Annotated in this window: 19 protein-coding genes and 4 tRNA genes; 16 read left to right on the top strand and 7 right to left on the bottom strand. The window is 64.4% G+C overall.

Annotation, left to right across the window (positions count from 1 at the left end; all coding sequences use genetic code 11):
* The first annotated feature begins 78 nt into the window (after positions 1-78).
* Positions 79-1,200, top strand: coding sequence for a D-alanyl-D-alanine endopeptidase (gene pbpG, locus AC1KAR_RS01265; protein WP_480313923.1), 1,122 nt, complete (start codon positions 79-81; stop codon positions 1,198-1,200).
* 70 nt (positions 1,201-1,270) lie between these two features.
* On the opposite strand, the gene AC1KAR_RS01260 is transcribed toward pbpG, so the two are convergent.
* The 4 genes from AC1KAR_RS01260 to hpnC form a co-directional block, all read right to left on the bottom strand.
* Positions 1,271-2,038, bottom strand: a complete 768-nt coding sequence (locus AC1KAR_RS01260) for an IclR family transcriptional regulator (protein WP_480313922.1) — start codon at positions 2,036-2,038, stop codon at positions 1,271-1,273.
* A 74-nt stretch (positions 2,039-2,112) separates the two neighbouring features.
* Positions 2,113-3,387, bottom strand: coding sequence for a hydroxysqualene dehydroxylase HpnE (hpnE, locus tag AC1KAR_RS01255; RefSeq protein WP_480313920.1), 1,275 nt, complete (start codon positions 3,385-3,387; stop codon positions 2,113-2,115).
* Complete coding sequence (gene hpnD / locus AC1KAR_RS01250) at positions 3,387-4,229, bottom strand: presqualene diphosphate synthase HpnD (RefSeq protein WP_480313918.1); 843 nt, start codon at positions 4,227-4,229, stop codon at positions 3,387-3,389. The genes hpnE and hpnD overlap by 1 nt, the downstream gene beginning before the upstream one ends.
* Positions 4,226-5,083: a squalene synthase HpnC gene (gene hpnC / locus AC1KAR_RS01245; protein ID WP_480313916.1), complete on the bottom strand. Its 858-nt coding sequence runs from the start codon at positions 5,081-5,083 to the stop codon at positions 4,226-4,228. The genes hpnD and hpnC overlap by 4 nt, the downstream gene beginning before the upstream one ends.
* A 161-nt stretch (positions 5,084-5,244) precedes the next feature.
* Here hpnC and AC1KAR_RS01240 point away from each other — a divergent pair, with 161 nt between their 5' ends.
* From AC1KAR_RS01240 to AC1KAR_RS01200, 9 genes are all read left to right on the top strand, one after another.
* Positions 5,245-6,378 (top strand): efflux RND transporter periplasmic adaptor subunit, encoded by a 1,134-nt coding sequence (locus tag AC1KAR_RS01240; RefSeq protein WP_480313914.1) that lies wholly within the window; start codon positions 5,245-5,247, stop codon positions 6,376-6,378.
* Entirely contained in the window at positions 6,379-9,525 is a 3,147-nt protein-coding gene (locus AC1KAR_RS01235) for an efflux RND transporter permease subunit (protein WP_480313912.1), read from the top strand.
* 74 nt (positions 9,526-9,599) lie between these two features.
* A tRNA-Leu gene (locus tag AC1KAR_RS01230) sits at positions 9,600-9,686 on the top strand.
* 30 nt (positions 9,687-9,716) lie between these two features.
* Complete coding sequence (tig, locus tag AC1KAR_RS01225; protein WP_480313911.1) at positions 9,717-11,024, top strand: trigger factor; 1,308 nt, start codon at positions 9,717-9,719, stop codon at positions 11,022-11,024.
* 145 nt (positions 11,025-11,169) lie between these two features.
* Positions 11,170-11,796 (top strand): ATP-dependent Clp endopeptidase proteolytic subunit ClpP, encoded by a 627-nt coding sequence (clpP, locus tag AC1KAR_RS01220; RefSeq protein WP_480313909.1) that lies wholly within the window; start codon positions 11,170-11,172, stop codon positions 11,794-11,796.
* Between the two features lie 127 nt (positions 11,797-11,923).
* Positions 11,924-13,192, top strand: coding sequence for an ATP-dependent Clp protease ATP-binding subunit ClpX (gene clpX / locus AC1KAR_RS01215; protein ID WP_480313907.1), 1,269 nt, complete (start codon positions 11,924-11,926; stop codon positions 13,190-13,192).
* Between the two features lie 112 nt (positions 13,193-13,304).
* Positions 13,305-15,725: an endopeptidase La gene (gene lon, locus AC1KAR_RS01210; RefSeq protein WP_480313905.1), complete on the top strand. Its 2,421-nt coding sequence runs from the start codon at positions 13,305-13,307 to the stop codon at positions 15,723-15,725.
* Between the two features lie 109 nt (positions 15,726-15,834).
* Positions 15,835-15,910 (top strand) — tRNA-Gly (locus tag AC1KAR_RS01205).
* 67 nt (positions 15,911-15,977) lie between these two features.
* Positions 15,978-16,051 (top strand) — tRNA-Cys (locus AC1KAR_RS01200).
* Positions 16,052-16,128: 77 nt separating this feature from the next.
* On the opposite strand, the gene AC1KAR_RS01195 is transcribed toward AC1KAR_RS01200, so the two are convergent.
* Positions 16,129-16,755 carry a hypothetical protein gene (locus AC1KAR_RS01195; RefSeq protein ID WP_480313903.1) on the bottom strand — a complete coding sequence of 209 codons (627 nt, stop codon included), beginning with the start codon at positions 16,753-16,755 and terminating at the stop codon, positions 16,129-16,131.
* 221 nt (positions 16,756-16,976) lie between these two features.
* Between AC1KAR_RS01195 and AC1KAR_RS01190 the strand changes: the two genes are divergently transcribed.
* Positions 16,977-18,290, top strand: coding sequence for a UDP-N-acetylglucosamine 1-carboxyvinyltransferase (locus tag AC1KAR_RS01190; protein ID WP_480317709.1), 1,314 nt, complete (start codon positions 16,977-16,979; stop codon positions 18,288-18,290).
* Between the two features lie 12 nt (positions 18,291-18,302).
* Here AC1KAR_RS01190 and AC1KAR_RS01185 read toward each other — a convergent pair whose 3' ends face one another.
* A complete protein-coding gene (locus tag AC1KAR_RS01185) occupies positions 18,303-19,346 on the bottom strand; it encodes an MBL fold metallo-hydrolase (RefSeq protein ID WP_480313901.1) in 1,044 nt (347 codons plus the stop codon).
* A 66-nt stretch (positions 19,347-19,412) separates the two neighbouring features.
* On the opposite strand from AC1KAR_RS01185, the gene AC1KAR_RS01180 reads away from it, so the two are divergent.
* The 3 genes from AC1KAR_RS01180 (at position 19,413) to AC1KAR_RS01170 (ending at position 21,926) form a co-directional block, all read left to right on the top strand.
* A complete protein-coding gene (locus AC1KAR_RS01180; protein ID WP_480313899.1) occupies positions 19,413-21,104 on the top strand; it encodes an ExeA family protein in 1,692 nt (563 codons plus the stop codon).
* A gap of 11 nt (positions 21,105-21,115) precedes the next feature.
* Complete coding sequence (locus AC1KAR_RS01175; RefSeq protein ID WP_480313897.1) at positions 21,116-21,793, top strand: general secretion pathway protein GspB; 678 nt, start codon at positions 21,116-21,118, stop codon at positions 21,791-21,793.
* 41 nt (positions 21,794-21,834) lie between these two features.
* Positions 21,835-21,926, top strand: a tRNA-Leu gene (locus AC1KAR_RS01170).
* A 5-nt stretch (positions 21,927-21,931) separates the two neighbouring features.
* Here the strand turns inward: AC1KAR_RS01170 and murI are convergent.
* Complete coding sequence (gene murI / locus AC1KAR_RS01165) at positions 21,932-22,732, bottom strand: glutamate racemase (protein ID WP_480313895.1); 801 nt, start codon at positions 22,730-22,732, stop codon at positions 21,932-21,934.
* Between the two features lie 176 nt (positions 22,733-22,908).
* Here murI and AC1KAR_RS01160 point away from each other — a divergent pair, with 176 nt between their 5' ends.
* Both AC1KAR_RS01160 and AC1KAR_RS01155 read left to right on the top strand, forming a co-directional pair.
* Positions 22,909-23,658 carry an electron transfer flavoprotein subunit beta/FixA family protein gene (locus tag AC1KAR_RS01160; RefSeq protein ID WP_480313892.1) on the top strand — a complete coding sequence of 250 codons (750 nt, stop codon included), beginning with the start codon at positions 22,909-22,911 and terminating at the stop codon, positions 23,656-23,658.
* 22 nt (positions 23,659-23,680) lie between these two features.
* On the top strand, positions 23,681-24,613 hold the full coding sequence (locus AC1KAR_RS01155) for an electron transfer flavoprotein subunit alpha/FixB family protein (protein WP_480313890.1): 933 nt from the start codon (positions 23,681-23,683) through the stop codon (positions 24,611-24,613).
* Positions 24,614-24,634 lie beyond the last annotated feature (21 nt).

The raw sequence follows: 24,634 nt of genomic DNA, 5'->3' as shown, positions 1-24,634 counted from the left end.
TTCTTTCACCTACACTGGGTTGACCGGATGTAAAGGGGTCTTGTGGTGGTATCTACACAAAAGTCGGCATCGTTTCTATTGCGCGCCCTGATTGCGCTGGCGATTGCCGCCTGTCTGCCTCTCTCCGTCGGCGCTGCCGAAAAATCGACCAAGAAGCGCGTGAGCGCGGTGTCGCAGTCGTCGGCGTCCAAGCCCAAGGTCAAAGCGGTCACCGTTCGCAGCAGCAAGCGCGCCAGCGTGCGAACCCGCTCGGCTCGTGTCGTTCGTGCCGAGCCGGCGCGTCCTTCGTTCGGCCAGATCAATGGCCTGCACGGCACGTCCGATCCGCTCGATCTGAAGTCCAGTGTTGCGCTCGTGGTCGATCAAGAGACCAATGAAGTCTTGTTCAGCAAGAACTCGCAGGCGGTGCTTCCGATTGCGTCGCTGACCAAGCTAATGACGGCCCTTGTCGTCATCGAAGCCAACCTTCCGCTGGATGAAGTGCTCACCGTCTCCGCAGACGACGTTGACACCGAGAAGGGAAGCTCGTCGCGGCTCGTCGTCGGCACGCAGCTGACTCGGGGCGAGATGCTGCACCTGGCGCTGATGTCTTCCGAGAACCGTGCTGCCCATGCGCTCGGCCGTCACTATCCGGGTGGGCTGAATGCGTTCGTCGCGGCGATGAACCGCAAGACGGTCGAGCTCGGGATGTCGAGTACCAGCTATGTCGAGCCGACGGGGCTGTCGAGCCGCAATCAGTCCAGCGCGCGCGATCTGGCGACGCTGGTTAGCGTGGCGCACAACTATCCTCTCATCCGCGAGCTGTCGACTTCGACCGAGTACCAGGTCGCTGTGGGGCGTCGCCACCTGCAGTACCGCAACACGAATGGCCTGGTGAGCAACCCCATGTGGGACATCAGCTTGCAGAAGACCGGCTACATCAGTGAAGCTGGCCGGTGCCTTGTGATGCAGGCCAAGTTGGCTGGGCGTCAGCTCATCATGGTTTTCCTCGACTCGGCCGGCAAGTATTCGCGGATCGGCGACGCCGAGCGCGTTCGCCGTTGGGTGAGCGAACTGCCCGTGGTGGGTACGACGACGCCGGCTGCGACCAAGGCTTCTTCCCACCCAGCGGTTGTTCCTGTCGCGGCTCCGATGCCGGAGGCGGCGCCTGCAGTGCCCGCGGAGGCCAGCGTGCGCGAGCTGCCCAAGCTCACCTCCTGATCGAGAACCGGCCACCAAAGCAAACAGCCCGGCACTGCCGGGCTGTTTGCTTTGGTGGTCTGAGGATCTATCAGCCGCGGTGACCGAGCGCTGCGGAGATCTGAGAGGCCGTCGCCTTGAGGCGCTCGAGCCACGCGTCTTCGAGCCGATCAGCGGGGGCGGAGATTGACAGACCCGCTACCAGCTTGCCCTGGTCGTCAAGGATGCCTGCCGCCATGCAGCGCACGCCTAGTTCGAGTTCTTCGTCGTCGCGCGCGGTGCCGTACTGGAGCACCTTTGAGAGTTCGCGCTCCAGTGCTCCGACCTCGGTGATGCTGTTGCGCGTGTGACCGGCCAGGCCGGTGCGCGTGGCATACGCGCGCACGCGTTGCGGGTCGTCGTGGGCGAGGAACAGCTTGCCGACCGAGGTGAGGTGCAATGGCGCACGCCCGCCGACGGCGCGCACGACCTGCATGCCGGAGCGTTCGCTGTAGGTGCGCTCGATGTAGACGATCTCATCGCCCTGGCGCATCGACAAGTTGACGGGCTGGTGGGTCAGCTTGTGCAACTCCCGCATCGGCCCGAGCGCCGCGTCGCGCACGTCGAGGCGCGCCTTCACGAGATTGCCCAGCTCCAAGAGCCGCATTCCGAGGCGGTAGCTTCCGGCCTCCGGGCGATCAACGTAGCGGCCGACGGTGAGGTCGTTCAGGATGCGGTGTGCGGTGGAGGGGTGCAGGCCCGTTTGCTCGCTGATGAGCTTGAGCGACACGGGGTCCTGGTGCGAGGCCAGCAGATCCAGCAGCGAGAACATGCGCTCGAGTACCTGGATGGCGGGCTTTTGGTCCTCTTTGCTTTTCATGGGGCCATTCTGACGCAGTTTCGCTTGATTTTGCATCGCGAAACGGCACTTCGCGGTTTACTCTTCCGAGCCGTTCAACCGATAGATGCCGCCGCGGCCAGCCCGGAGCGCATGGCCCCTTCAAGCGTGGCTGGGTAAGGACCGGCCACGTAGTCGGCCGCGGCCACGAGGTGTGGCAGCACCTGAGCCGAGGGGCGCCGCAACTGCGGCGTACACAGGAACGTGGCGCGCTTCTCTGTGGTGCCGCGCAAGAGCGTCAGCGGCTCGGTCGACCGACCACCGAACGCGGCATTCGCTTGTGCGAGGGCGGCCGCCGCAGTGGCATCCATCCCTCGCGTCACCCAGGGCGCAGCGCCGCTCACGACCAGGGCGATCACGCCATCAAGCCCGGCAATCTGGCCCAGGTCGAAGGCGAACTGCGCGGGCGAGGCGTCGTCGCTGTGCAGCGCCATCATGGCCTGTGGCAATCGAGCGTTCGCGCCATGCGCGTACACGGTGATGATCGGCTCGTAGTTCAAGGCGGCCGCCTCTCGCGACCAGTCTGGAGCGATGGCGGCCGTCAGACGGGCGGCTTCGTGAGCGGTGCAGGCCAGGATCACGGCGTCGACGGCAGCGTGGTTGACGCGCCACCCGCTCGCCATTCGTTCTATCTGCTCCACACGCGTCGAAAGCAGGATCGTCGCGCCGTGTGCCTGCAGCCAGCGTGCGGCCGGCAGGGGCCATAGCGCACTCAGGCGCTGGCGGGGCAGGAGCAGGTCGGCCGAACCGGGGCCTGAGAAGAGAGCATCCTTGAGCACGCGCAGGAACACGGCTGCGCTGGCCTGCGGCGCGGGTGTGTTGAGCGCCGCCACGCACAACGGGTCGATCAACTCGTGGCGGACGACGGGCGGCATGCCCGAAGTGAGTTGCGCGACCGTGAGGGCCGCATCGCAGCGATAGCCCTGCACGGTCCAACGAGTGGCTGCGGCCAGCAGGGCGAGTTTGTCGCGCGAGCGCCAGCCGGGATAGCGCAGCACTGCTCGCACGAAGGACACGACGGGCGAACCACTTTCCAGTTGCAGCCCGGCGCCATCGGGGTAGGTGATGCGCAGCGGCGTTCGCATCAATGCGGAATCGGTGTCCACGCCGACAAGCCGCATCAGCGCCAGCGTCTGCGTGTACGCGCCGATCAGGATGTGCTGGCCGTTGTCGAGCACGGCGTTGCCGAAATCAACCGCGCGAGCGCGGCCGCCCAACTGCGGGGCCATCTCATACACGATGACGTGGTGCCCGCGGCGAGTGGCTTCGACGGCGGCGGCCAAGCCGGCCCAGCCGCCCCCGATGACGGCCACGCGCTTGCCCGATGGCATCAGCGGCCCTGCCAGTTGGTGCGCGCCGCGATCCAGAGCTTGCGCAAGGGGGTGAGCGAGGTGCGCTGGTGCAGCACCTGGAAATTGTCGGCCTCGATCTCGCGCAACAACGTGCGGTAGATGTTGGCCATCATCAGGCCCGGCTTCTGGCTGCGTCGGTCAGTTGCGGGCAACAGCGCGAAGGCTTCGTCGTAGCAGCGATGTGCGCGCTCCGCCTGAAAGCGCATGAGGGCGGTGAAGCGATCGCTGTAGCCGCGGTTGAGGATCTCCTGCGCCTTCACGTCGAAGCGCTGGAGCTCGGAGACCGGCAGGTAGATGCGACCACGCCGCGCGTCGTCACCCACGTCGCGGATGATGTTCGTCAGCTGCATGGCCAGCCCCAGCTTGTGCGCGTACTGCACGGTGGCAGCTTCCGTGCGGCCGAAGATGCCCGACGCTACCTCGCCGACCACGCCGGCCACCAGGTGGCAGTAGCGGGCAAGCCCGGCGAAGTCGAGGTACCGAGCCTGGTCGAGGTCCATCTGGCACCCCTCGGCCACGGCCAGCAGGTGTTCGGCGCGGATGTCGAATGCCTTGGTGTGCGGCATCAGTGCCTTCATCACCGGGTGGGTGGGCTGCCCGGCGAATGAGGCGACGACCTCCTTGCGCCACCAGGCGAGCTTGGTCGCGGCGACGCTCGGGTCCATGACCTCGTCGACCACGTCATCCACCTCGCGGCAGTAGGCGTAGAACGCCGTGATCGCGGCACGACGCGCCGGGGGCAGGAACAAGAACGCGTAATAGAAGCTCGATCCGCTCTTGGCGGCCTTCTCCTGCACATACTGCTCGGGTGTCGTGGTCACGGGCGGGCCTCGCTCAGTGAAGACGGGGCCGCAGGCCGCATGCGCCAGGCGCGCCAGATGAGAAGGGGCGCGTCGTACCAGCGCAGACGCGGGCGCTCGACGAGGGTTCGGTAGTTCATCTGCTCGATTTTCTCGATGATGCGCACCCCGCCTTGGACCACCAATCGCAGTTCCCAGCCGGCTCGGCCGGTCAGGGCGTGTACCAGCGGCGCTCCGGTTCGCATCATGTCCTTGGCCCAGCTCACGAGGTCGGCGACCAGAGCCCGTGACTGCACAGATTCTTGCCGCCCGAGCAGGGCGGCCAGCGGCACGCCGTGGCGATCGAGGTCCGCTTGCGGGGCATAGGCGCGGCCGCGCGCCGTGTCGATGCTCAGGTCCTGCCAGAAGTTGATGAGCTGCAGCGCGCTGCAGATGTCGTCTGACTGGCGAAGTGCGGTGCTGTCGCCCACGCCGTACAGGTGCAAGAGCAGCCGGCCGATCGGGTTGGCGGAGCGGCGGCAGTAGGCGAGGAGGTCGCCGCGATCCGCGTAGCTGTGTTGGCGGACGTCTTGCTCGAAGGCGTCGAGCAGGTCTTCGAGCAGCGGCACGGGCAGGGCGTACTGGCTCAGCGCCGTACGCAATGGCTGGAACACCTGCATCCACCGGACCGCAGGCGTGGCACCGGAAGCCACGGCGCGCAGTTCAGCCCTGTAGTCCGAGAGATCTGCCAGGCGCTGGGCTGCGGGTGCGTCGCCCTCGTCGGCGATATCGTCGGCCGTGCGTGCGAACCAGTAAATCGCGGACACCGCAGGGCGCAGCGCCGGAGGGCACAACACCGAGGCAACGGGGAAGTTTTCGTAGTGATCGACGCTCATGGGCAGCGCACATTGTCGCCGCGTCTCCTGTAGCGCTCCGTGACGTGGATTCGGCACGCATTTCGCGTTTGACAGTGCGGGATCACCCGCATAGAGTACTGACCGGTCAGTCAGTTGCAAATGACAATCAACCCGTTCAACCTGCGGTCCGGAGAAGATCCATGCGCCTTGCTTTGCCCCTCGTGCTGACGGCCGCTGCCGCCCTGGCAGCCTGCACGAAAGCCGAAACGCCACCTGTGCCCATACGCGCCGTGCGTACCGTGGTGGTTGCCACGGAGAGTGCGGGCGCGGCGTACGAATATGCCGCCGAAGTCCGCCCGCGAACCGAATCCCGGTTGGGGTTTCGGGTTGGCGGCAAGGTGGTGAAGCGATTGGTGAACGTGGGCGATGCAGTCAAGGCCGGCCAGCTGATCGCACAACTCGACCCGCAAGACCTGAGGCTCGGGCAGGAGGCTGCAAACGCGACGCTGGTCGCTGCACGCGTGACGCTTGAACAGAACGCGGCGGACTTCAAGCGTTTCAAGGAGTTGCGTGACCAGGGTTTCATCAGCTCGGCTGACCTGGAGCGGCGTGAAACCGCGGTGAAGTCAGCGCAGGCGCAGTTCGACCAAGCCCGGGCGCAGTTCGCCGTGCAAGGCAACCAGGCGGGCTATGCGGCCCTGGTGGCGGACGTGAGCGGCGTGATCACTGTGGTCGAAGCCGAACCCGGCATGGTGGTCTCGGGGGGCATGCCCATCGTCCGGCTAGCGCACGACGGCCCCCGCGATGTGGTCTTCAACGTGTCCGAAGATCAGGTCGGCCGAATCAAGTCGCTGTCTGCAGCGCACCTCCCGGTGGCTGTGCGCATGTGGGGCAGCACGGAGCTCGCTCCGGCGCACATCCGTGAGATCGCGGCGGCAGCCGATCCTGTCACGCGCACCTTCACCGTCAAGGCCGATTTGCCCACGGCCACCTCCAGCACGGTGCGGCTGGGCCAGACCGCGACCGTCGTGGTGCAACTGCCTCGCACCGCGGGTGTGACCAAGTTGCCGCTCTCAGCCCTGCGAGAGGATCAAGGCCGCACGAGCGTGTGGCTGGTGGACAAATCGACCATGACGGTCTCCTCGGTGCCCGTGCAGATTACCGGCGCGGACGGCAACGACGCGGTGATCGCCGGCGGTGTCGCGCCAGGCCAGATCGTCGTGACGGCTGGCGTGCACGTGCTGAGCCCGGGCCAGAAGGTCAAGTTCTATGTCGACCCCGCAGTGCCTTCAGGACTGGGTGCTTCGGTAGCCACGCCGGTGACGGTGAAGTAAATGAGCGATCAGCCAGTGAGCTCTTCAGCACCAGCGGAAATCGCCGCACACCGTTTCAACATCTCGCGTTGGGCGCTGGAGCATCCGGCCCTGACGCGCTACCTGCTCGTCGTGCTGCTCCTGCTGGGGCTGGCGGCCTACTTCCAGCTGGGCCAGGACGAGGATCCGCCATTCACCTTCCGCGCGATGGTTGTGCGAGCCTACTGGCCGGGCGCGACAGCGCAGCAGATGGCCGAACAGGTCACCGACAAGTTGGAGAAGACGCTTCAAGAGGTGCCCTACGCCGACAAGATCCGCAGTTACTCCAAGCCGGGCGAGGCGCTGATCATCTTCCAGTTGAAGGATTCCACGCCGCCCAAGGAAGTCCAACAGACCTGGTACACGGTGCGAAAGAAGATCGGCGACGTGCGCAGCACTTTGCCCAGCGGGGTGTTGGGGCCATTGTTCAACGACGAGTTCGGGGACGTGTACGGGTCCATCTACGCGCTGTCGAGCGATGGCTTCACCTACGACGAACTCAAGGACCATGCCGACCAGGTGCGTCAGCGCCTGCTGAAGGTGAAGGATGTCAACAAGGTTGAGGTCTTTGGCGCGCAAGACGAGAAGATCTTCGTCGAGATCTCCCAGAGGCGACTCGCACAGCTCGGCCTGGACTTCAACGCGGTGCTGGCGCAGCTAGGGCAGCAGAACGCGGTGGAGTCCGCCGGTGTCATCAACTCGCCGACCGACTATGTCCAAGTGCGCGTGGGCGGGCAGTTCAACTCGGTAGAGCAGCTCGAGAACTTCGCGATACGCGCCAATGGCGCGACCTTCAAGCTGAGTGACATTGCGCAGGTGAAACGAGCCTACGTGGACCCGCCGCAGGTGAAGGTACGCCATCAAGGCCACGAGGTGATTGCGCTGGGCATCTCGATGGCCAAGGGCGGCGACATCATCGAGATGGGCAAGGCTCTGAAGAAGGCGACAGCGGCCATTCGCGACGACCTGCCGGCGGGCATCGAACTCCACCAGTTCCAGGACCAATCGACCGTGGTGGCTCGTTCCGTCAACGAGTTCGTCGGCGTGCTGATCGAGGCCGTGGTGATCGTGCTGGCGGTGAGCTTTGTCAGCCTCGGCCTCCACTTCAAGCCACTGCGACTCGATTGGCGCCCGGGCCTGGTGGTGGGGATCACCATTCCGCTCGTGCTCGCCATCACCTTCGTCACCATGTACTACTGGGGCGTGGGCCTGCACAAGATCTCGCTTGGCTCGCTGATCATTGCTCTGGGCCTGTTGGTGGACGACGCGATCATTGCCGTCGAGATGATGGTTCGAAAGCTGGAAGAAGGCTACGACAAGGCGCGGGCGGCGACCTTTGCGTACGAGGCGACCGCCATGCCCATGCTCACCGGCACCTTGATCACCGCAGTCGGCTTCTTGCCGATCGGCATGGCCAGGTCGATGGTGGGCGAGTACACCTTCGCCATCTTTGCCGTCACCGCGGCTGCGCTGTTGATTTCTTGGCTGGTGTCGGTGTACTTCGTGCCATACCTCGGCACCTTGCTGCTCAAGACGAGGCCGCATGCCGAAGGCCAGCCGCATGAGCTTTTCGACACGCCGTTCTATGCGCGCTTCAGGCGGCTGGTCAACTGGTGCGTCGCGCACCGCTGGATCACGATTGCACTCACCATCGGCACGCTCCTGCTCGGCTTCGTGGGCATGGGCAAGGTGCAGAACCAGTTCTTCCCCGACTCGAATCGCCTGGAGGTGCTGATCGACCTCTGGTACCCCGAGGGCACCTCGTACAGCGCCAACGAAGCCGTCACCAGGCGTGTCGAGGCCAGGCTGATGACGCTCGATGGCGTGAACCACGTGACGACCTGGGTGGGCAGCGGCGTGCCCCGGTTCGCACTCGTGATTGATCAGATCTTCCCGCAGAGCAACGTGAGCCAGATCGTGTTGCTGCCCAAGGACCTGCGTGCGCGCGAGCGCCTGCGGCGCGAGCTGCCCGCGCTGCTGGCCACCGAGTTCCCGGAGGTGCGCGCGCGGCCCAAGCTGTTGCCGAACGGGCCGCCGGTGCCGTACCCGGTGCAGTTCCGCGTCGTCGGCCCCGATCCGGCCAAGGTGCGCGTATATGCCGACGAGGTGAAGGCCATCATGCGTGCCAACCCCAACATGCGCGGCGTGAACGACAACTGGAACGAGTCGATCAAGGTGCTGCGCCTGGAGGTCGACCAGAACAAGGCCCGAGCGCTGGGTGTGTCGAGCCAGGCCATCGCGCAAGCCTCGCGCACCCTGAACAGCGGCACGCCGATCGGGCAGTACCGCGACGGCGACAAGCTGATCGACATCGTGCTGCGCCAGCCGCTCGAAGAGCGCAACGCTCTCACCGACCTTGCCAACGCCTATGTGCCAACGACCACTGGCCGGAGCATCCCGCTGGGGCAGATCGCCAAGGGGAGCTTCGTGTGGGAGCCCGGCGTGCTCTGGCGCGAGAACCGTGACTACGCGGCAACCGTGCAAGGCGATGTGGTCGATGGCCTGCAAGGCGCCACCGTCACGGCTCAGCTTGATCCGCTGTTCGGCCCGCTTCGCGCCAAGATGCCTCAGGGCTACCGCGTCGAAGTGGCCGGCGCGGTCGAAGAGAGCAGCAAGGGTCAGGGCTCGATCGCAGCCGGCGCGCCGCTCATGTTGTTCATCATGTTCACCTTGCTGATGCTGCAACTGCAAAGCTTCAGCCGTGCGGTGCTGGTGTTCCTCACGGGCCCCCTGGGCATCGCGGGTGTTGCCGCCGCGCTCTTGGTGCTCGACAGGCCGTTCGGGTTCGTGGCCCTGTTGGGCGTGATCGCGCTGATGGGCATGATCATGCGCAACTCGGTGATCCTGATCGATCAGATCGAACAGGATCGCGCACGTGGCGTGCCTACCTGGGACGCCATCGTGGAGGCTGCGGTCCGGCGCTTTCGGCCGATCATCCTGACTGCCGCGGCCGCGGTGCTGGCCATGATCCCCCTGTCGCGCAGCGTGTTCTGGGGGCCGATGGCGGTCGCGATCATGGGTGGACTGATCGTTGCCACCGCGCTCACCTTGCTGGCGCTGCCCGCTTTGTACGCGGCCTGGTTCCGCGTCAAACCGGCGGAATTGGAACGCACGGCCGCAAGCGGCTAAAATCCGCGGTTCACCGAATTCCCACCGGATCGAGAAGGGGGCGCCGCGGCGGCCCCCCTTCCCTTCTGATACCTGCGCGGGTGGCGAAATTGGTAGACGCACCAGGTTTAGGTCCTGACGCCAGCAATGGTGTGCGGGTTCGAGTCCCGCCCCGCGCACCAGCAATATCAAACCAGAGAGTCCAGAACATCATGGCTGTCACTGTTGAAACCCTCGAGAAGCTCGAACGCCGCATCACGCTGACGCTCGCCGCCGACACCATCAACAACGAAGTGCAATCGCGCTTGAAGCGGCTGGCCCGCACGGTCAAGGCCGACGGTTTCCGCCCGGGCAAGGTGCCCATGAGCGTCGTGGCCCAGCGCTACGGCTACTCGGTGCAGTACGAAGTCATGAACGACAAGGTCGGCCAGGCTTTCCAGCAGGCCACCAACGAGGCCAACCTTCGCGTGGCCGGCACCCCCAAGATCACCGAGAAGGAATCGGCCCCTGAAGGCCAGATGGCATTCGACGCCACCTTCGAGGTCTATCCCGAAGTCAAGCTCGGCGATCTGAGCGGCGCCGAAGTCGAGCGCATCAGCAGCGAAGTCACCGAAACCGCAGTCGACAAGACTGTCGACATCCTGCGCAAGCAGCGCCGTACCTTTGCCCAGCGCGCCAAGTCCGAAGCGGCAACCGACGGCGACCAGGTCACGATCGACTTCGAAGGCAAGATCGATGGTGTGCCGTTCGACGGCGGCAAGGCTGATGGCTTCCAGTTCATCCTCGGCGAAGGCCAGATGCTTGAAGCCTTCGAGAAGGCTGTGCGCGGCATGAAGACCGGCGATTCGAAAACCTTCCCGCTGCAGTTCCCCGAGGACTACCAAGGCAAGGAAGTCGCTGGCAAGGAAGCCGACTTCATGGTGACCCTGAACAAGGTCGAAGCCCAGAACCTGCCCGAAGTGAACGAGGCCTTCGCCAAGGCCCTGGGCATCGCCGACGGCACTGTCGAGGCGCTGCGCGCCGACATCAAGAAGAACCTCGAGCGTGAAGTGAAGTTCCGTGTCCTGGCGCGCAACAAGGCGTCCGTGATGGATGCGGTCGCCAAGACCGCTGAGCTCGACGTGCCGGTGGCGCTGGTCAAGGGCGAGACCGATCGCATGATCGAGAACGCACGTGCCGACCTCAAGAAGCGCGGCATCAAGGACGCCGACAAGGCGCCCATCCCAGAAGAACTCTTCACGCCGCAGGCCGAGCGCCGCGTTCGCCTGGGTCTCGTGGTCGCCGAACTGGTTCGCACCAACAACCTCCAGGCCAAGCCCGAGCAGCTTCAGGCGCACATCGAAGAGATGGCCCAAAGCTACGAGCGGCCGGCAGAGGTTGTTCGTTGGTACCTGAGCGACCGTGAGCGCATGGCCGAGGTCGAGGGTGTCGTGATCGAGAACAACGTCACCGACTTCGTGCTCGGCAAGGCCAAGGTCACCGACAAGGCTGTTCCGTTCGACGAACTGATGGCTGGCTGATCGGGTCGAACCGCTGTCCCAAAAGGGCGCCAGGCCGCGAGGCTTTGGTGCCCTTTGTCATTGTTGGGCTCGGTTTCATGGCGCTGCTCTTGACGCGACATAATCCAACCCAATCTGTACCGTTCATTCTTCAAGGATCCGACACATGAGCGCGCTGGAAACTCAAGGTCTGGGCATGGTGCCCGTCGTTATCGAACAGTCTGGCCGCGGCGAGCGCGCCTACGACATCTACAGCCGTCTGCTGCGCGAGCGCATCATCTTCCTGGTCGGCCCCGTCAACGACCAGACGGCCAGCTTGGTCGTCGCGCAGCTGCTCTTCCTCGAAAGCGAAAACCCGGACAAGGACATCCACTTCTATATCAACTCGCCCGGTGGTTCGGTGACTGCCGGCATGTCGATCTTCGACACCATGGAGTTCATCAAGCCTGACGTGTCGACCATGTGCGTGGGCATGGCCGCGAGCATGGGCTCATTCCTGCTGATGGCGGGTGCCAAAGGCAAGCGCTTCTCGCTGCCGAACGCACGGGTGATGATTCACCAGCCGTCGGGCGGTGCTCAAGGTCAGGCCACCGACATTGAAATCCATGCCCGTGAAATCCTGAAGACCCGCGAGCAGCTCAACAAGATCTACGCGGAGCGTACCGGGCAACCCCTGGAGAAGATCCGTGCCGACATGGAACGTGACTTTTTCATGGATCCAGAGGAGGCAAAGGCTTATGGCCTGATCGATCAGGTCGTGAACCGGCGTGCGATGCCGGGCGCCGCGCCCTGACATTGCGCACCCCGGGCCAAGGCCCGTAACTGCGATCGAAACGGGGCCTTTTTTACCTCCAGGGCCCCGTTTCCTTTTGCTCTATCATTCACTCAGCCTCTTCTTCTACGCCTCAGCGCACCCATTCATGGCCGAAAAAAAAGGCTCCTCCAGCGAGAAAGTTCTTTACTGCTCCTTCTGCGGCAAAAGCCAGCACGAGGTGAAGAAGCTCATCGCAGGCCCCTCGGTGTTCATCTGCGACGAATGCATCGAGCTGTGCAACGACATCATTCGCGATGAAGTCCCGGCGGATGCCCCTGAGGCCCGTGCAGCGAAATCCGATCTGCCCGTTCCGAGCGACATCAAGTCCAGCCTTGACCAGTACGTGATCGGACAAGACGCGGCGAAGCGCACGCTGGCAGTCGCGGTCTACAACCACTACAAGCGCCTGAAGCACATGGCCGCCACCAAGGACGAGGTGGAGCTGGCCAAGAGCAACATTCTTTTGATCGGACCCACAGGCTCCGGCAAGACCTTGCTCGCCCAAACCCTAGCGCGCCTGCTCAACGTGCCCTTCGTGATTGCTGATGCCACCACGCTGACCGAGGCTGGCTACGTGGGTGAGGACGTCGAGAACATCATTCAGAAGCTGCTGCAGAACTGCAACTACGACGTCGAGAAGGCACAGCGAGGCATCGTGTACATCGACGAGATCGACAAGATCTCGCGCAAGGCGGACAACCCCTCCATCACGCGCGACGTTTCGGGTGAGGGGGTCCAGCAGGCACTGCTCAAGCTCGTCGAAGGCACGATGGCTTCGGTGCCACCGCAAGGTGGGCGCAAGCACCCCAACCAGGATTTCCTGCAGATCGACACGACCAACATCCTGTTCATCTGCGGCGGGGCATTCGATGGCCTGGAAAAGGTCATCCAGAACCGCTCCGAGAAGTCGGGCATCGGATTCGGTGCCACGGTGCATACCAAGAGCGAGAAGCGGGTCTCCGAGGTGTTCCGTGAGGTCGAGCCCGAAGACCTCATCAAGTTCGGTCTCATTCCCGAGTTGGTGGGGCGCCTGCCCGTGGTAGCCACCTTGGGCGAGCTGACCGAAGACGCGCTCGTCCAGATCCTGACGGAACCGAAGAACGCCCTGGTCAAGCAGTACCAGAAGCTGTTCGCCATGGATGGGGTTGAGCTTGAGATTCGCCCCTCGGCCCTTGCTGCGATCTCGCGCAAGGCGCTGGCCCGCAAGACCGGCGCCCGCGGGCTGCGTTCGATCATGGAACTGAGTTTGATCGACACGATGTTCGAGTTGCCTACGCTTGATGGTGTGGACAAGGTGGTGCTCGATGAGCACACCATTGAAGAGAACGCCAAGCCCTTGTTGGTGTATCGCGAACAGGCCAAGGCCAGTGCCTGAAGCCGCCTCGTTGCTGAGACTGAGGACCCTGAATGGCCCGCGCGCTGCAAGGCGCGGGCATCTTGCAAATCAATGCTCGGGCCCTAAATGGGTCTGAGAAAGAGAGGTTCCAATGTCCGGACATCCTGTTTTGCCTGCTGAGCCGATCACCATGCCGCTGCTCCCCTTGCGGGATGTTGTGGTGTTCCCCCACATGGTGATTCCGTTGTTTGTGGGTCGCCCCAAATCCATCAAGGCGCTTGAAGCTGCGATGGAGGCCGGTCGCCAGATCATGCTGGTTGCGCAACGCGCCGCCGGCAAGGACGAGCCCAAGCCTGACGACATGTTCGAGGTGGGCTGCGTGTCCAGCATCCTCCAGATGCTCAAGCTGCCCGACGGCACGGTGAAGGTGCTGGTGGAAGGCATTCAGCGCGCGAACACGCTGTCGATCAGTGACAACGGCGAGCACTTCATGGCCGAGGTCAGCCCCGTTCCGCCCGAGGCTGATGCCAAGCCGGAGGTCGAAGCCCTGCGGCGCGCTGTGACTCAGCAGTTCGACCAATACGTCAAGCTCAACAAGAAGATCCCGCCCGAGATCTTGACTTCGATCGCGGGTATCGATGATGCCGGCCGGCTGGCCGACACCATCGCGGCGCACCTGCCGCTCAAGCTCGAGAACAAGCAGTCGGTGCTCGACCTTTTCGCGGTCGACAAGCGACTGGAGAAGCTCCTCGAGCAACTCGAGCATGAAGTCGACATCCTCCAGGTGGAAAAGCGCATCCGTGGCCGCGTCAAGCGCCAGATGGAAAAGAGCCAGCGCGAGTACTACCTGAACGAGCAGGTCAAGGCGATCCAGAAGGAACTCGGTGACGGCGAAGAAGGCGCCGACATGGAGGAGCTCGAGAAGAAGATCATTGCGGCCAAGATGCCCAAGGATGCGCGCAAGAAGGTCGATGCCGAGCTCAAGAAACTCAAGCTGATGTCGCCCATGTCGGCCGAGGCCACCGTGGTGCGCAACTACATCGACACGCTCATCAACCTGCCGTGGACCAAGAAGACCAAGATCAAGCACGATCTGGCGCATGCCGAGGACGTGCTGAACGAGGACCACTATGGCCTCGAGAAGGTCAAGGATCGCATCCTCGAGTACCTCGCGGTGCAACAGCGCGTCGACAAGGTCAAGGCACCTATCCTGTGCCTGGTCGGCCCTCCGGGTGTGGGCAAGACATCGCTCGGCCAGAGTGTGGCGCGCGCCACCGGACGCAAGTTCGTGCGCATGGCGCTGGGTGGCATGCGCGACGAGGCGGAGATCCGCGGCCATCGCCGCACCTACATCGGCTCCATGCCGGGCAAGGTGTTGCAGAGCCTGTCGAAGGTCGGTACGCGCAACCCGCTGTTCCTGCTCGATGAGATCGACAAGCTCGGTATGGACTTCCGCGGTGATCCGTCTTCGGCGCTGCTCGAGGTGCTCGACCCTGAGCAGAACCATACGTTCAGCGATCACTATGTCGAGGTCGATTTCGACCTGAGCGATGTGATGTTCATCGCAACGTCGAACTCGATGAACATTCCGCCGGCCCTGCTGGATCGGATGGAAGTGATCCGCCTCTCCGGCTACACGGAAGACGAGAAGGTCAACATCGCCACCCGCTACTTGTTGCCCAAGCAACGCAAGAACAACGGCGTGAAGGATGAAGAACTCGACGTCACCGAATCGGCGGTGCGCGGCGTGATTCGCTACTACACGCGTGAGGCTGGCGTGCGTTCACTCGAGCGCGAGGTGTCGAAGATCTGCCGCAAGGTCGTCAAGGGGCTTCAGCTCAAGACCTTCACGGGTAAGGTGGTGGTGACCGAGGACAATCTCAACGATTTCCTGGGCGTGCGCAAGTACTCCTACGGGCGCGCGGAGAAGGCGAACCAGGTCGGACAGGTGGTCGGTCTGGCGTGGACGGAAGTCGGCGGCGATTTGCTCACCATTGAAAGCGCGGTGATGCCGGGCAAGGGCAACATCCTTCGAACCGGCTCGCTCGGCGACGTCATGAAGGAGTCCGTCGAAGCTGCTCGCTCGGTTGTGCGTAGCCGCGCTCGCCGCCTCGGCATCAAGGACGAACTCTTTGAGAAGCGTGACATCCATATTCACGTGCCCGACGGTGCCACACCGAAGGATGGCCCAAGTGCGGGTGCAGCCATGACGACGGCGTTCGTTTCCGCGTTGACTGGCATCCCCGTGCGCGCCGACGTGGCCATGACGGGCGAGATCACGCTTCGTGGCGAGGTCACTGCGATCGGCGGCTTGAAGGAGAAGCTTCTTGCAGCACACCGCGGTGGCATCAAGACGGTTCTGATCCCTGAGGAGAATGCAAAGGATCTTCAGGACATTCCTGAGAACGTGAAGAACCATCTGGAGATCGTGCCGGTGAAGTGGATTGATCAAGTGCTCGAAGTCGCACTTGAATCGGTTCCGGAGCCGCTCGCCGAAGAGGAGCCCCCGAAGGTCGAGGGCGTGAAGGCGGAGCCCGCCGCGGCAGCCCCGGGTGACTCGTTGAAGCATTGAAAGAACGGCGAAAAACTTCTGTGGAGGCTCTTGATTTCCACAGATTTTTCGTCCTATAATGCGAGCTTCGGTTGATTCAGACACTGTCTGATTTGATCGAAGGCACAAAGCGGGATTAGCTCAGTTGGTAGAGCGATACCTTGCCAAGGTATAGGTCGAGAGTTCGAGCCTCTTATCCCGCTCCAAATTCAAAGGGAAGCTTCGGCTTCCCTTTTTGCCAATTCAGATCCGCCGCTAGACTCCAGATTTCGGGGCGCGATAGCAAAGCGGTTATGCACCGGATTGCAAATCCGTGTAGGTCGGTTCGACTCCGGCTCGCGCCTCCAAACATTCGACGAAAAACGCCCCGGTTAGCCGGGGCGTTTTTCGTTGCGTGGAACGGTTCTGCGGGCATGCGCCAGACCTACTCGAACGTCTGCACCGCGGCGAGCTTTCCGTTGGCAGGCTCGAACTCACAGCGATAGCTGAACTGATTGAGGTTCATGCCGGGGGCGCGCTGGATGGCGCCAATGCCTTCGAGGCTGGAGCGGCCCGATGGAGCCGGGCGCAACTGCCTTGAATCTGAGCCGAACGTGATGCGGCCGACGCGAGGGTGCTTGCCCTTGAGCGCCGAGGCTACGGCCGCTTCGCAGGCTTCGGGCGAGATGCTCATCAAGTCGGGCTGCCAGGGCTTCTCTTCCGATGCGCGGAGTGCCGCGGAGTCACGAAACACGATGCCGGACGTGTCTCCGGTCTTGCCGTTGTAGGCGCACCCGTAGGTGAACGGCATCGACGCGCCGCCGGGGCCGCGGTAGCGGCCGGCGCCCTTGACGTCGGTGTCGTCGCCGGTGGTGGGTGCCAGAACTCGCTTGTCCTTGCTGAACTGGACATCTTGTGCGTCGCGGCCTCTCATTTCCTTGATGGTGTCGACGACTGCGGCCTCGCACTTCTCGGCGGCCTGTGCCGCTTCTGTCGCTGGCGAAGCAGCATGCGCACCAGTGCCGCAGCACACGAGCAGGGCGGTGATCAGAGTTGAATGTCGAATGGTCATGCGGATATCCGGACTGCCAACGGGAAACTGTACGCATGGTGTCGGGTTTCGGCAGCATGGGCAATAGCGGTGTTCACGCAGGCTTCACACGCGTGCCGATCACTTCATACCGCGTTCGTGTCCGCCGCCGATCCTTGCGCTGCGCCCCACCTGGGTGGCGCCCAGCCAGGAGACCCCTTGTGCCAGTTCAACTTCTCCCATCACCGCAGTGCCGTCCTGAAATGGCGGCCCATGGCGATCACCTTGTCGTTCGCGGCGGCAAGCCCCTTGCCGGGCGCATCTTCCCGTCCGCAAACAAGAACGCCGTGCTGCCGATACTGTGCGGCACCTTGCTCACCCGCGAGCCCGTTCGTCTGCATGGTGTGCCGGACATCACGGACGTGCGCAAGATCCTCGAGTTCTTCGGACAACTCGGCAGCTTGGTTCGAGTGGATTTCGACCAAGGCCTTCTGGACGTGCATCACCACGGCGCGTGCAGTTTCGATCCGCAATTGCACCGGCTCCCCGCTGGCATGCGGTCCTCGATCATGCTGGTGCCACCGCTGCTCGCACGATTTGGGGAAGTGCGGATCGAGCATGACGTCAAGGGGTGCACGCTTGGGATGCGCGAGATCGACCCTCACGTCGAGGTCTTGCAGCGCTTTGGCGCACGGGTCGATCGCAGCGTGGACGCGTTGGTCCTGCGCATGGACGCTCCGATGCGCGCGAACCAGCACTGGCTGGATTACGCATCGGTCACCACGACAGAGAGCTTCGTGCTCTGCGCGGTGCTCGCCTGCGGGCGTTCGGTGCTGACCAATGCGGCGTGCGAACCGCATGTGCAGGAGTTTTGTGCGTTTGTGCAGAAGCTTGGGGTACGCGTCGAGGGCATTGGAACGTCGCGGCTGACCATCGACGGCGTGGATGGGAGCCTGGGCGGCGCAGAGTTCTCCTTCGTCGAAGACTTTCACGAAGTGGCGACCTTCCTCGCGCTAGGTGCCATCACCGGCGGCGACGTGGCGGTTCGCAACACGGCACCGGAGCACTTCCCGCTGCTGGATCGCTGCTTTGCCAAGCTCGGGGTGGAGGTCACGCACCAAGACGGCTGGTCGAGGGCACGGCTGCAAGGCGAACTCAAGGTGAGCCAGCCGTTCACCGCCAACCTGCTACAGAAGATCGAAGCCGCTCCCTGGCCGTACCTGCCGGTCGACCTCTTGCCCATCTTCATCGCACTCGGCGTGCGGGCCCAAGGCAGTGTGATGTTCTGGAACAAGGTCTACGACGGCGCCATGGGCTGGACCGCGGAGTTGGCCAAGTTCGGCGCGCACACATTCCTCTCCGACCCGCATCGCGTCGTCACGTTCGGCGGCAAACCCTTGGTACCTGCGCAAGTCGACAGCCCCTACATCATCCGCGTGGCCATCGCGATGTTGATGCTGTCGGCCAGCATCGAGGGCCGCTCGGTGATCCGCCATGCGGCGCCGATCCGGCGCGCTCACCCGCGCTTCGTGGAGAACCTGCGCGCCCTCGGGGCGGACATCGAATGGGTGAACTGAGGGGAGCTTTGCTCAGCGGCGCGGTGCAATCCGCAAGGTCTCGCCGATGGCGATGGTGACGAATGCATCATCGGCCAGCCCACGAGCGTGGCGTTCGGCCGCCAACACGCGGGGTGGCTCGTCCAGGGGCTCGTCGGTGAGTGCGAAAGTGCCCCAGTGCACGCCCAGTGATCGTTTGGCGCCTACGTCGATGTGGATCTTGACGGCCTCGGGGACGTTCACATGCTGCTGCGACATGAACCAGCGCGGCTCGTAGGCACCGATGGGCAGCAATGCGATGTCAAAGCCACCGCCCTCGGCGGCCGATTGGCGATCGATCAGGCGCTCGCGGATGTCGATGAAGTCGCGCGAGTACGCGGTATCGCCCGCGTAGAAGAGGTGGCAATCGGGGGAGAGCACCGCAAACCCGCCCCAGAGCGTGCTCATGCGGTCGTTCAGCCCGCGGGCGGACCAGTGGTGTGCCGGCAGGAGCATGACTTCGATCTCGCCGCTGGCCGAAGCCACACGATGGCTGTCCCACCAGTCGAGCTCCACGGCGTTCGAGACCCCGCGCGAGGCGAGCCATGGCTTCAAGCCCAGAGGCACCACGAACACAGGTGGGCCACCGCGCTGACGGTTCAGTGCCTCCACGGACGCTGCATCAAGGTGGTCGTAGTGGTTGTGTGAGACGAGGACCACGTCCACCCGGGGCAGATCATGCAATGCCACGCCGGGCGGCTGATGGCGTCTCGGACCGATCCACTGGCTGGGTGAAGCTCGGTTCGAGAAGATCGGGTCGGTGAGCAGGGTGATGCCGCCCATCTGCGCCAACACGGTGGCGTGCCCGACCCATGTCACCGCGGGCTGCATGCCCTGCCCGAGGTTGCCGTGCAGGAAGCCCAGGTCGGCTGCGACCTGCGGGATCGGGCGCGCTGGCGGCCGGGGCAAACCGTGGCGCATGGCATCGAACCGCCAGCGCAGCACCTCGGCAAGCGTCTTTGGCGTGAACTCGCCGTGGCGGTTCTGAAAGCCATCTGGGCGATGGTGGGGCTTGGCAGGGTCGAAGTAAGGGTTCATGCGGCATGCAGCATAGCGGGGCGGGCTGCGGCGAGACTTGGGCGCGCGGATAGACTCGCGGACACCATGTACGCCAAATTCTTCGGTCTGCGTCACGAGCCGTTCTCCATTGCGCCCGACCCGCGCTATCTGTACATGAGCGAGCGGCACCGCGAAGCCCTGGCGCATCTGCTGTACGGTTTGCGGGGTGGTGGCGGCTTCGTTCTGCTCACCGGGGAGATCGGTGCCGGCAAGACTACGGTCTGCCGCTGCTTCCTGGAGCAGATCCCCAAGACCTGCAATTTCGCCTACATCTTCAACCCCAAGCTCACCGTCATCGAACTGCTGCGCACCGTGTGCGACGAGTTCGGGATTCCTCAGCCTGCGGAGCACCCGCATGGCGAGACGGTGAAGGAATACATCGATCCGATCAACGACTTCCTGATCAAGTCGCATGCCGAAGGGCAGAGCAACGTGCTGATCATCGACGAGGCGCAAAACCTCTCGAGCGAAGTTCTCGAGCAGCTGCGCCTGCTCACCAACCTGGAGACCAACGAGCGCAAGCTGTTGCAGATCATCCTGATCGGCCAGCCGGAGCTGCGCGACATGCTGGCCCGCCCCGAGCTCGAGCAGCTCGCGCAGCGGGTGACGGCGCGCTATCACCTCGCGGCGCTCACCGAGACGGAGACGATGCAGTACATCCGCCACCGCCTGGGCGTGGCGGGCCTGCGTGGCCTGATCCCGTTCGATCGGCATGCCCGCAAGCGCATCCATCAGCTGTCACGCGGCGTGCCGCGGCGAATCAACCTGTTGTGCGATCGCGCGTTGCTGGGAGCCTACGGAGCAGGCCAGGGGCGGGTGGATCTGGCGACCGTCGACAAGGCGGCACGCGAGGTCTTCGGTCAGGATGATGAAGTGCCCGCCGTGCCCAAAGGCAAACTCGCACGCGTGGCGGTGATGGCTTCGGTGGCCGGGGTGGTGCTTGGGGCGCTTTTGTTCGGCCTTGTGAATTGGGCCGCCGACAGGAGTTCGGGTGGCAAGTCGGCAGGGGCACCGGTGTCCGCGGCGGCCAGTTCCCCGGCTCTCGCTGCCAGTGCTCGGCCTGCCAACGCATCGCGCGTGGCATCCGGTGTTGTCTCCGCCAAGGCGGCAAGCGAGGCAGTGCCCGAACCCAACGTGCCCGTGCGGCTCAACCTGATCGCGGAAAGTGCCGGGTGGTACGAACTCGCGTCACTGTGGAAAGCCACCCTGGGCGAAGGTGACCCCTGCGCCACCGCGCCGCGCCAGCAACTGCAGTGCTTCAAGAGCGACGGCGGGCTGACGCTGATCCGCCAGTTGGCGCGGCCTGCCATCTTGACCTTGTATGACGACACGGGCCGCCCTGGCTACGCCTTGCTCGTCGGGCTCACGAGCGACAGCGCCAGGCTGCGTGCCGGTGGCGTGACGCAGGCCATCAGCCTGCAGGCGCTCTCCGGCATCTGGCGCGGTGAGTTCGCGACCCTGTGGCGCACACCTCCCGGCTTCGACAGCAAGATCTCCCCGGGGAGCACGGGCCAAGCCGTCGACTGGCTTGCCGTGCAGTTGGCGAAGGCCAGCAACGAGAAGCCGCCCTCGGGCAGGCAGCGCTTCGATTCGACATTGCAGGCCCAGGTGTCGGCCTTTCAGGTGGCGCAGGGCCTGCGCCCTGACGGCCGGGCAGGGCCATTCACGCTCATGCAGCTCAATCGTGCGGTGGGCGTGGCCGAGCCACGCCTGCAGGCTGAGCCGGTGTCCAACTGAAAGGCGAGTCGATGTCGTACATCCTCGATGCACTCAGGCGCGCCGACTCCGAACGAGAACGAGGCGCTGTCCCCAACCTGCATGCCAAGACCATGCCTTCGGCCGTTGCCGATGGTGACGACGAGCCGAGGGAGCGCCGCGCGCACCCATTGCTGTGGGCCGTGATTGGCCTGGCGGTGGTACTGGCCGCCGTTCTGGGTTGGTTGCTCCTGGGGCGGACTGCGCTCAAGGACTTGTCTACACCGGCCGTCACCTATACGCCTCCCCCGCCGCCCGCCGCTGTGCAGCCCAACCCGGAGCCCGTACCGCCCGTAGCCGCGACAGAGCCACCGCCTCCGCCGCCTCTGCTGGTGCAAGCGCCCCCGGAAGTGCCGGCGCCGCCACCCAAGCCCGCGGAGCGCGCACCCGCGAAGCCCGATACCAAGGCCTCGGCAGCACCCGCCGTGTCCGCCACGGAGGAGCGTGTGCCCGACTACGCAACGCTGCCCGAGAACATCAAGCGCGAGTTGCCCCAACTGATCATTGGCGGCGCGATGTACTCCAAGACACCTGCCAACCGTATGCTTATCCTCAACGGGCAGGTGTTCCATGAGGGCGACAAGGTGGCGGGCTTGATGACGCTCGAGCAGATCCGATTGAAATCGGCAGTGCTCTCGTACAAGGGCCATCGCTACAGCATCAGCTACTGATGCGCAGCAGGCCGGCAGCGCCGGCCGATAATCCAGCCGCCGCCTGGGTGGTGAAATTGGTATACACAGCGGACTTAAACTCCGCCGCTTCTTGAAAGAGGGCGTACGGGTTCGACCCCCGTCCCAGGCACCATCGAGTCAAAGGCACAGCGCGTGGGCGGTCTCGCACTCGAAGGGCAGCCAGCGCGACGCGAGCGCAGCAAGGTGGGTCGCATCCCCGGTGGTCTGAAGCATGACGTGGCGCGCCGAGCTGGCAGCGGCGCCCAAGCTCCCGATGACGCGCGCGGCCTGCCGCGCCACGGCCTCGGCGGTGTCGATCAACTGCACGTCGCTGCCGAAGGCGGCCTGGATCTGGGCTGCGACGAAGGGGTAGTGCGTGCATCCCAGCACCACGGTGTCGACCTGCGCGTGCATCAGCGGGCCGCTGAACTCTTCGATCAGCGCGAGCAGAGCTGGCGCCGTCGGATCACCTCGTTCGATCAGGCCCGCCAGGCCCGGGCAGGGCTGGAGATGCACCTCGATGCCGCTCCCGTGCGCACTCAAAAGACGCTTGAACTTGTCGCTGCGCAACGTGGCGGGCGTGGCCATCACGCCGATGCGGCCATTGCGGGTGACTGCCACGGCCGGTTTGATGCCGGGCTCGACCGCGACGACGGGCACGCCAGGCCAACGAGCGCGCAGGCTGGCGGCGGCCATGGCGGTGGCGGTGTTGCACGCCAGGACCAACAGCCCCGCACCCTGCGCAAGCAGATGGCTGGCAATGCGGTGCGTGCGATCGATGATGAACTCGTCCGACCGCTCGCCGTACGGCGCATGCGCGGAGTCGGCCACATAGAGCAGAGGGGTGCTCGGCAGGTGCTGGTGGAGCGCCTTCAGCACCGACAAGCCACCGACACCCGAATCGAATACGCCGACGAGTGGGGCTTGTGGGGGGCTCATGGGGCGCGCAGTCTAGCAGTGGGGGCAAAGGCTGCGTTTTCGCGCCAAGTCGTGAGACAATCACGGAATCGAACGATCGTTCGTTTTTATGCGATTGCCATCGCCCGAACGCTCGTTTTCAGCCCCTTCAGGGCAGCCCAAGGTTTCATTCAATCCATGTCTCAGGAGAGTGCGATATGAAAGTGCTGGTAGCCGTCAAACGCGTGGTGGACTACAACGTGAAGGTACGTGTGAAGAGTGACGGCAGCGGTGTGGACATCGCCAACGTCAAGATGAGCATGAACCCCTTCGACGAGATTGCGGTCGAAGAAGCCGTTCGCCTGAAGGAGAAGGGTGTCGTCACCGAAGTGATCGCCGTGTCCGCCGGCCCCACCCAGTGCCAGGAGACCCTGCGCACCGCCATGGCCATCGGTGCCGACCGCGCCATCCTGGTCGAGACCGACGCCGAGTTGCAGCCCCTGGCCGTCGCCAAGCTCTTGAAGGCCCTGGTCGACAAGGAACAACCCGGCCTCGTCATCCTCGGCAAGCAAGCGATTGATGACGACTGCAACCAGACCGGCCAGATGCTCGCCGCCCTCGGCGACCTGCCCCAGGCCACCTTCGCCAGCAAGGTCGAACTCTCGGCCGACGGCGTCTCCGTCACCCGCGAAGTCGACGGCGGCCTCGAGACCCTGAAGCTCAGCCTGCCGGCCGTGGTCACCACCGACCTGCGCCTCAACGAGCCGCGCTACGTCACCCTGCCCAACATCATGAAGGCCAAGAAGAAGCCGCTGGAGACCGTCAAGCCCGAGGCCCTGGGCGTCGACGTCGCCCCGCGCATCAAGACCCTCAAGGTTGCCGAGCCCCCGAAGCGCAGCGCCGGCATCAAGGTGCCCGATGTCGCCACCCTGGTCGACAAGCTCAAGAACGTCTCCAAGGTCATCTGAGAACACGGGAAGGACAAGAACCATGACATCCCTCGTCATCGCTGAACACGACAACAAATCCATCAAGGGCGCCACCCTCAACACCGTGACCGCCGCCGCTGCCATTGGCGGCGACGTGCACGTCCTCGTCGCCGGAGCCAACGCAGGCGAAGCCGCCCAGGCCGCTGCCGCCATCGCCGGGGTGAGCAAGGTCATCCACGCCGACGGCGCCCAGCTCGACCACGGCCTGGCCGAGAACGTCGCCGCGCAAGTGCTGGCGATTGCCCAGAACTACAGCCACATCCTCTTCCCCGCCACCGCCAGCGGCAAGAACGTCGCCCCGCGCGTGGCGGCCAAGCTCGACGTCGGCCAGATCAGCGACATCACCAAGGTCGTCAGCCCCGACACCTTCGAGCGCCCCATCTACGCCGGCAACGCCATCGCCACCGTGCAAAGCGGTGACAAGGTGAAGGTCATCACCGTGCGCACCACCGGCTTCGACGCCGCGGCTGCCACCGGTGGCAGCGCCGCCGTGGAAACCGCTGCTGCAGCAGCCGACAGCGGCAAGAGCAGCTTCGTGGGCAGCGAGATCGCCAAGAACGACCGCCCCGAGCTGACCGCCGCCAAGATCATCGTCTCCGGTGGCCGGGCGCTGGGCAGCAGCGACAAGTTCAACGAAGTGCTGACCCCGCTGGCCGACAAGCTCGGCGCTGCGCTCGGCGCCAGCCGCGCCGCGGTCGATGCGGGCTACGCCCCCAACGACTGGCAGGTCGGCCAGACCGGCAAGATCGTGGCACCCCAGCTGTACATCGCCGCCGGCATCTCGGGAGCGATCCAGCACCTGGCCGGCATGAAGGACAGCAAGGTGATCGTGGCCATCAACAAGGACCCCGAGGCACCGATCTTCAGCGTGGCCGACTACAGCCTCGAAGCCGATCTGTTCACGGCTGTGCCGGAACTCGTCAAGGCGCTCTGAGCGCCAGTTGAACCCAAGCCC

This window comes from Piscinibacter sp. PDB1-1 (genome assembly GCF_056675995.1).
The sequence above is the reverse complement of the archived record's forward strand: the minus strand, read 5'-3'. Positions and strand labels throughout refer to the sequence as shown.

Coding starts and splice junctions, on each gene's coding strand:
- AC1KAR_RS01260 (WP_480313922.1), bottom strand. CDS start 2,038: ATGAAAAGCAAAGAGGACCAAAAGCCCGCCATCCAGGTACTCGAGCGC.
- hpnE (WP_480313920.1), bottom strand. CDS start 3,387: ATGCCATCGGGCAAGCGCGTGGCCGTCATCGGGGGCGGCTGGGCCGGC.
- hpnC (WP_480313916.1), bottom strand. CDS start 5,083: ATGAGCGTCGATCACTACGAAAACTTCCCCGTTGCCTCGGTGTTGTGC.
- AC1KAR_RS01240 (WP_480313914.1), top strand. CDS start 5,245: ATGCGCCTTGCTTTGCCCCTCGTGCTGACGGCCGCTGCCGCCCTGGCA.
- AC1KAR_RS01235 (WP_480313912.1), top strand. CDS start 6,379: ATGAGCGATCAGCCAGTGAGCTCTTCAGCACCAGCGGAAATCGCCGCA.
- tig (WP_480313911.1), top strand. CDS start 9,717: ATGGCTGTCACTGTTGAAACCCTCGAGAAGCTCGAACGCCGCATCACG.
- clpP (WP_480313909.1), top strand. CDS start 11,170: ATGAGCGCGCTGGAAACTCAAGGTCTGGGCATGGTGCCCGTCGTTATC.
- clpX (WP_480313907.1), top strand. CDS start 11,924: ATGGCCGAAAAAAAAGGCTCCTCCAGCGAGAAAGTTCTTTACTGCTCC.
- lon (WP_480313905.1), top strand. CDS start 13,305: ATGTCCGGACATCCTGTTTTGCCTGCTGAGCCGATCACCATGCCGCTG.
- AC1KAR_RS01195 (WP_480313903.1), bottom strand. CDS start 16,755: ATGACCATTCGACATTCAACTCTGATCACCGCCCTGCTCGTGTGCTGC.
- AC1KAR_RS01190 (WP_480317709.1), top strand. CDS start 16,977: ATGGCGGCCCATGGCGATCACCTTGTCGTTCGCGGCGGCAAGCCCCTT.
- AC1KAR_RS01185 (WP_480313901.1), bottom strand. CDS start 19,346: ATGAACCCTTACTTCGACCCTGCCAAGCCCCACCATCGCCCAGATGGC.
- AC1KAR_RS01180 (WP_480313899.1), top strand. CDS start 19,413: ATGTACGCCAAATTCTTCGGTCTGCGTCACGAGCCGTTCTCCATTGCG.
- AC1KAR_RS01175 (WP_480313897.1), top strand. CDS start 21,116: ATGTCGTACATCCTCGATGCACTCAGGCGCGCCGACTCCGAACGAGAA.
- murI (WP_480313895.1), bottom strand. CDS start 22,732: ATGAGCCCCCCACAAGCCCCACTCGTCGGCGTATTCGATTCGGGTGTC.
- AC1KAR_RS01160 (WP_480313892.1), top strand. CDS start 22,909: ATGAAAGTGCTGGTAGCCGTCAAACGCGTGGTGGACTACAACGTGAAG.
- AC1KAR_RS01155 (WP_480313890.1), top strand. CDS start 23,681: ATGACATCCCTCGTCATCGCTGAACACGACAACAAATCCATCAAGGGC.